Annotated in this window: 2 protein-coding genes; both read left to right on the top strand. The window is 77.9% G+C overall.

The window, feature by feature from the left end; translation table 11 throughout:
- The first annotated feature begins 105 nt into the window (after window positions 1-105).
- Entirely contained in the window at window positions 106-1,923 is a 1,818-nt protein-coding gene (locus tag AB0R04_RS38695) for a non-ribosomal peptide synthetase (protein WP_363378854.1), read from the top strand.
- On the top strand, window positions 1,920-4,805 hold the full coding sequence (locus tag AB0R04_RS38690; RefSeq protein ID WP_363378852.1) for a condensation domain-containing protein: 2,886 nt from the start codon (window positions 1,920-1,922) through the stop codon (window positions 4,803-4,805). The genes AB0R04_RS38695 and AB0R04_RS38690 overlap by 4 nt, the downstream gene beginning before the upstream one ends.
- The last annotated feature ends 89 nt before the right edge of the window (window positions 4,806-4,894 follow it).

The raw sequence follows: 4,894 nt of genomic DNA, 5'->3' as shown, positions 1-4,894 counted from the left end.
CCCGGCCGTCCAGGCCGCCGCCGCCGTCTGACCGCCCGCCCGCCCGTACCACCTGCGCCGGGCGCCCCGGCCGTTCGCGGCCGGGGCGCCCGGAAGGGAACCATCATGCCCACCGCGACCCTCCCGGACCTGATCGCCCGGCACGCCCAGGAGCGCCCCGACGCCCTCGCCGTGACCGACGGCTCCACCGTTCTGACGTACCGTCAACTCCTCGACTCCTCCGCCCGGCTGGCCGCGACCCTGGCCGCCCGGGGGATCGGCCCCGGCAGCGCCGTCGGCCTGCTCTGCGCCCGCTCCACCCGCCTGGTCGTCGCCCAGCTCGCGATCTGGCGGACCGGCGCCCACGTCGTCCCGCTCGACCCGGCCTACCCGCGCCAGCGCATCGCCGAGATGACCGGGGACGCCGGAGTCCGGCTCGTCCTCGGTGACAAGACGCTGCTCGCCGAGGCCGGACTCGCCGAGGAGCAGACCCTCGCGCTGACCTCGACGCTCGTCCTGGCCGAGCCCGCCGCCCCGGCCGGGCACGGCCCCGACGCCGCCGGTGCGGCCGCCCCCGGCGCCGCCGAGCCGACCGCGCCCGCCCTGCTCTTCTACACCTCGGGCTCCACCGGCCGGCCCAAGGGCGTCATCGTCCCGCACAGCGCCGTCGCCGACCTGGTCACCGCCCAGGACGCGTTCACGCTCGGCCCCCGCGACCGGGTCCTGTTCCACTCCACGATCAGCTTCGACGCCTCCACCTTCGAGCTGTGGGCCCCGCTGGCGCGCGGCGCCGCCGTCGCCGTCTCGCCCTCCGACCGGCCCACCGCCGAGGAACTCGTCCGCGACATCGAGCGGTTCGGCGTCACCACGGTGTTCATCACCACCGCCCTGTTCCACCACCTGGCCGCCCGGCAGTCCCGGATCTTCGGCGTGCTGCGCACCCTGGCCGTCGGCGGCGAGGCCCTGTCGCCCGAGTACGCCGGGGCGGTGCTGCGCGCCTTCCCCTGGCTCGAACTCTTCAACGTCTACGGGCCGACCGAGGCCACCACCTTCACCACCCTGCACCGGATCACCCCGGCCGACTGCACCACCGGCCCGGTCCCGATCGGCCGGCCCTTCGGCGGCGCCCGCGCCCTCGTCCTCGACCAGGAGCTCGCCCCGGTGGCGCCCGGCACCGTCGGCGAACTGTGGATCGCCGGCGGCCGGCTCGCCCAGGGCTACCTGGACCGGCCGGAGCTGACCGCCGAGCGCTTCCGCGACCTGCCCGGCACCGGCCGCGCCTACCGCAGCGGCGACCTCGTCCGCCAACGCCCCGACGGCGCACTGGAGTTCCACGGCCGCACCGACGACCAGGTGAAGGTCCGCGGCTTCCGGATCGAACCCGGCGAGGTCGAGCACGCGCTGCTGCAGTTCCCCGAGGTCGCCGAGGCGGCCGTCGTGGTCCGCCGGCCCGGCCACACCGACGCCGCGCTCACCGCCTGCCTGGTCCTCGCCGACGGCAGCCGACCGGCCGTCGAAACCCTCCGCACCCGGCTCGCCGACCGGCTGCCCGCCCACCTGGTGCCCACCGCCTGGACCGTACTCGCCGCCCTGCCGCTGACCGGCACCGGCAAGATCGACCGCCGCGCCCTCGCCGCCGCCGACGAGACGGCCGCCGACGGACCGGGCACCGCCGCCGCCCTCACCCCGATCCAGCAGGCCGTCGCCACCGCCTGGACCCGCGCCCTGGAACGCCCGATCACCGACCCGGCCGCCGACTTCCTCGCCGAGGGCGGCCACTCGCTGCTCGCCATGTGGGTCGTCGACGACCTCCGCGAGGACCTCGGCGTCGAGCTCTCGCTCGCCGACTTCCTCGGCCACCCCACCGTCGCCGGCCAGGCCGACCTGCTCGAACGAGCCCTGCGCGCCGCGCACGACGACACCCCGCAAGGAGCCACCCGATGACCGCCGAGCACCCGGCCGTCGACCAGACCGCCGACCAGGCCGACCTGCTGCGCCGCGCCCGCCGCAACCGCCCCGCCGCGGGCGGGCGCCCGGCGGCCCCGCAGAGCGTGCCGGCCGGCCAGGGCGACGGCCCGGCCGGCCCCGCCCCGCTCTCGCACGCCCAGCAGCGGATGTGGCTGATGGACCACCTCGGCCAGGGCGGCGCCCTCTACAACGTCCCGCTCGCCACCCGCCTGCGCGGACCGCTCGACCCCGCCGCCCTCGCCACCGCCCTCACCGGCCTCACCGAGCGCCACGCCGTCCTGCGCACCCGCTACGGCCGCGAAGGCGACCAGCCGCACCAGCAGACCGACCCGGTCACCCCGGTGCTGCTGCGCACGGTGGACGCCACCTGGGAGAACGGCGCCGGGAACAACGCCCCCGCCCTGCTCGCCGCCGAGGCCGCCCGCCCCTTCGACCTCGCCACCGGCCCGGTCCTGCGCGCCCTGCTGCTGCGGCACGACCCGCAGGACCACACCCTGCTCCTGAACATCCACCACATCGCCGTCGACGGCGGCTCGCTGCCCGTCCTCGCCGCCGACCTGGCCGCCCTCTACGTCGCCGCCCGCGACGGCGTGACGCCCCAACTCCCGCCGCCCGGACCGTCGTACGCCGAGTACGCCCGCGAGGAGCGCACCCGCGACGCCGAACTCACCAGCGCCGCCGACGCCCGCGCCCGACACCTGGCCGGCGCCCGCCCGCTGCCGCTGCTGCGGCCCACCCCGCCCGGGGCGCGCGAGCGCCGGGCCACCCTGCACACCGCCCCGCTCGCCCCCGCCACCGTGGAGGGCCTGCGCCGGCTCGGCGCCCGGCACGGCGCCACCCTGTTCGCCGTCGTCCTGGCCGCCGCCTTCGCCACCCTGCGCACCGCCGCCGACCAGGCCGACCTCACCCTCGGCTGCGCCAGCGGCCAGCGCCTGCGGCCCGAACTGCGCCGCACCGTCGGCCTCGGCGTCAACACCCTCGCGGTGCGCGCCGACCTGGCCGGCGATCCCACCTTCACCGAGGTGCTCGGACGGGCCCGGACCGCGCTGCTCGACGCGCAGCAGCACCACGAGATCCCGTTCGACCTGATCGTCGAGCGGCTCGGCTCGGCGGCCCGCGGCGCCGACGGCACCCCGCTGCTCTCCGTCAGCTGCGACCTCGTCCACCCCGCCGAGCCGCTCACACTGCCCGGCCTCACCGCCGAAGACGTCGAACTCGACCTGGGCCTGGCCAAGTTCGGCCTCGCCCTGCTGGTCGAGGACGGCCCGCAGCCGCGCTGCCTGGTCCAGCACGACCGGGACGCCCTCGACGAGACCACCGCCGAGCACCTGCTCACCGCCTTCGCGGACCTGCTCGCCGCCGTCGCCGCCGACCCCGACCAGCCCCTCTCCGCGCTCCCCGGCACCCGCCTGGCCACCGCCCAGCACCCGGCCCTCGCCGCACTGTCGGCCGACCCCCGGGTGGTCGAGGCGGCCGTCGTCGAGACCGTTGACGGCCCGCCGCTCGCCTACGCCGTGGTGCGCGGCCCGGTCGCCCCGACCGGCGTCGAACTGCGCGCCGCCCTGCGCCGCCACCTCGCCCCCGCCCACCTGCCGGCCGCCGTCACCCTGCTGGACCGGCTGCCCCGGCACGCCGACGGAACCCCGGACCGCGGCCGGCTGCCCGGCGCGGCCCCGACCGCCCCCGAGCGGTCCGGCCCGCTCGACACCGTCCGGACGGCCTTCGGCGAACTGCTCGGCACCACCCCGCCCGCCGACGGCGACTTCTTCGCCCTCGGCGGCCACTCCCTGGTCGCCGTCCAGCTCGCCGAACGCCTGCGCACCCGCACCGGCCTGCCGCTCACCGGCCTGGACGTGCTGGAACAGCGCACCCCGCGCGCCCTCGCAGCCCTGCTCGCCACCCGCGAGGACGAGCGCCGCGCCGCCCCCGCCCGCACCGGCTCCCGCCCGGGCACCCGCACCCGCGCGGGCACCGTGCTGCTCACCGGCGCCACCGGCGGCGTCGGCGCGGCCGTCCTCCAGGAACTGATGGCCCAGGGCCGCCCGGTCCGGGCCCTGGTCCGGCCCGAGTCCGCGCACCTGCCCGCCCTGCACGGCGCCGAGCTGGCCGAGGGCGACCTCGCCGACCTCGACAGCCTGCGCCGCGCGGTCGAGGGCGTCGACGCCGTCATCCACGCCGCCTGCACCTTCACCGAGCACGCCGTCGACCTCGCCGCGATGCGCGCCCTGGTCGAGGGCTGGCGCGGCGGCCCGTTCGTCTTCGTCAGCAGCATCGACGCCTACGGCCGCCCGTCCGGCACCGACGTCCCCGAAGGTGGCCCGACCGGCGACCCGGTCAGCCCCTACGGGCAGGCCAAGCTGGACTGCGAGCGCATCCTGTTCGAGGCGGCCGCCACCGGCCGGGGCCCGGCCACCGTGGTCCGCGCCCCGATCGTCTGGGGCCCGCACCAGCGCCTGCGCGACCAGCTCCGCTGGGGCTCCACCGGCGACCTCTACCAGGCCGCCCTGGCCGGCCGCCCGATCGCCCTGCCCGCCCCCGCCCCCGGCGACCGCCCCACCTGGTACGGCGCCGCCTGGGTGCACTCCGCCGCCCTGGCCCGCGCGCTCGCCGCCTGCGTCGCCGACGGCAACCCGGCGGCCGGCCGGATCGTCAACGCCGTCAACGGGCACGTCTCCTGGGCGGACTTCACCGGCGAGCTCGTGCGCCTGCTCGACTCCGGCAGCCCGCTGGACCTGCGCCCCGACGCCGATCCCGAACTCCGCCGCCCCTGGCACTACCGCGCGGAGACCCTCGCCGCCCCGCTGAGCCCCGAGCCGGGCGAGGACTGGCGTACCGTCCTGGCGGCGATGGTCGGCTGACCTGCACCGCTCCGCGTCGCGGCACCGGCCACTCCCCAGTTCTCGCCGAGCCAATCGAGGAGGTCGGCCATCCGAACGTTTTCCGCAGT

Source organism: Kitasatospora sp. NPDC056731 (assembly GCF_040687675.1).
Taxonomy (GTDB): Bacteria; Actinomycetota; Actinomycetes; order Streptomycetales; family Streptomycetaceae; genus Kitasatospora.
The sequence above is the reverse complement of the archived record's forward strand: the minus strand, read 5'-3'. Positions and strand labels throughout refer to the sequence as shown.

Excerpts from the sequence above, each read along its gene's own strand:
- AB0R04_RS38695 (WP_363378854.1), top strand. The coding sequence starts at position 106 with ATGCCCACCGCGACCCTCCCGGACCTGATCGCCCGGCACGCCCAGGAG.
- AB0R04_RS38690 (WP_363378852.1), top strand. The coding sequence starts at position 1,920 with ATGACCGCCGAGCACCCGGCCGTCGACCAGACCGCCGACCAGGCCGAC.